At 65.3% G+C, this 1987-nt stretch carries 1 protein-coding gene and 1 pseudogene; both read left to right on the top strand.

All coding sequences use genetic code 11. The annotated features are described in order from the left end of the window. The first annotated feature begins 668 nt into the window (after nt 1–668). Nucleotides 669–1517, top strand: a complete 849-nt coding sequence (locus tag A5789_RS11580; protein ID WP_197516596.1) for a recombinase family protein — start codon at nt 669–671, stop codon at nt 1515–1517. A gap of 110 nt (nt 1518–1627) precedes the next feature. After that, nucleotides 1628–1849 (top strand): annotated as a pseudogene (locus A5789_RS37765) (IS701 family transposase); the annotation flags it as partial. Nucleotides 1850–1987 lie beyond the last annotated feature (138 nt).

Consider the following 1987-nt stretch of genomic DNA (forward strand, 5'->3'; position numbering starts at 1 on the left):
CCCACCCCTGCACTGACCGCCTGATCGAACAGGATCACGCGGCAATCACCCGATACACCACCCGTTTGGACTTGACCCACGGCGCCGCAACGCCCGCTCCACAGTGGACGTGGAGACCTCGACCGATTCTCGCGCCGCGGCCTGGACAACGCCACCAGTGAATTGCACTTGGCGGCAACCGCCTTCAACCTCATGAAGATCCATCGAGCGACCATCGCGGCGTGACGCCCTCGCCCCTCCGCCGATACAAACATCATGTCGCCGAGCGCGATTCACTGCGTCCAGATCTAACTCTGCTGCAATTCTGCAACAGCCTCCGAACTGCAGCCCGCCGCAGCCGCTGTCACCCGGCTGCGCACCGGGCCGCTGGCACCCCTGGTCACCAGCACCGTGCAGTCGGCGGCGCGAATCACCCTAGGCTAGGCCCAGCGACCGCGTGCAGCGACGAGAGTGCGCACCCAACCGCGCTCGCTCGTTGCAGACAGGGTTGCCCCGCGGCGGTGCCATCCGCCTGTGGACATCAGCAGTATCGAAGGGACGTAGTTCGTTTCATAGGTGGTCGCCTATGAAACACGACGATCATCGGACCTCGACCAGCCCGAATTCCGTTTCATGGGTTGTTGCAAAAGAACCCGCAGTTGAAACGCACTCATGAAACACTTGAGCCTGTGAGCGAGGACTATCAGCGAGTCGAAGTCCATCCGTGCCCGATGTCGGCCTGCGCGGCCCCAGCAGGCTCACCGTGCCGCACCGGCACGGGAAAGGTCGCCACCCAATACCACACCGCCCGCTTCCGGCTGGTGCCCGCGCTGGCCAAGGCACTGTCCATGACGACCCCCGCGATCCGCAACCCCGGCCGCGCATGGATCGAACTGCCCCGCCCCGCCGCCCTCAGCGCACCGGCCGGGCACGCCCGCATCGGCTACGCCCGCGCCTCCACACTGCGCCAATCTCTCGACACCCAACTCGACGCGCTCACCGCCGCGAACGTGAGCCGGGTCTTCTCCGAGAAGATCTCCACCCCCGCCACCCACCGACCCGAACTCGACGCCGCCGTCACGCTGTGCCGAGAACTGCGGGCCAGCGGCGTCGCGGTCACTCTCGTTGTGCACGAACACAAACGGCTCGGCCGCGGCATCGACCTGGCTGCCCTCGCCGACAACCTGAAATCCGCCGATATCGGCCTGGAATTCCTGACCGGCGAACTACAAGGCAGCCACGACCCGGCCGGCGTCGTGTTCACAGTGCTGGCCGCGTTATCGGGCATGGAACGCGAATACATTCGTGACCGCACCCTCGAAGGCCACGAATCCGCCCGCAAACGCGGCAAAACCATCGGCGGCGCGCACGTCACCGACCCCGACATGCTCGCCATGGCCCTGCACCTTCGCGACCAGCAACTCAGCCTGCGCGACATCGCCGCCCGCCTGGTCATCACCACCGGAACGAAGAAGGGCCGACAGCCCTCACCCGCCACCGTCATGCGCATGTTGCACGACCACGACGCCGCGTCCTGACAACACCAAACGAGCCCGGACCAGCACGGGACACCAGCAACCTTGTCCTACTTTGCACTTCCTGACAGCTTTAGGATTCCGGGGCCTACTACGTCTGATACGGACCCGCCTCGTCCCGGCCGGTCGACCTGGCCTGGACCGCCGGATCCCGCTGGCATGTAGAGGAAGCGTTCCAGCAGGCCAAGAACGAGGCCGGGCTCGACCACTACCAGGTCCGCGACTATCGGGCCTGGTACGCCCACATCACCTTGCCGATGCTCGCACTGGCCTACCTCGCCGCCTCGAAAACCATTGCCGCAAAGGGGGACCCGGAGAAAAGGCCGCAGACATGATCGCACTGACACTACCCGAGATCCGCCGCCTGCTCGTCGCACTCGTCCTCACCACCTCTCACGGGAGTGTCGGATTACCGGTGGATCTGACCCCGGTAGGGGTTAGTTTCCGGTCGGGTTGATCCGGCCTTCGAATGC

The organism is Nocardia sp. 852002-51101_SCH5132738 (assembly GCF_001665695.1).
Classification (GTDB): domain Bacteria; phylum Actinomycetota; class Actinomycetes; order Mycobacteriales; family Mycobacteriaceae; genus Nocardia; species Nocardia nova.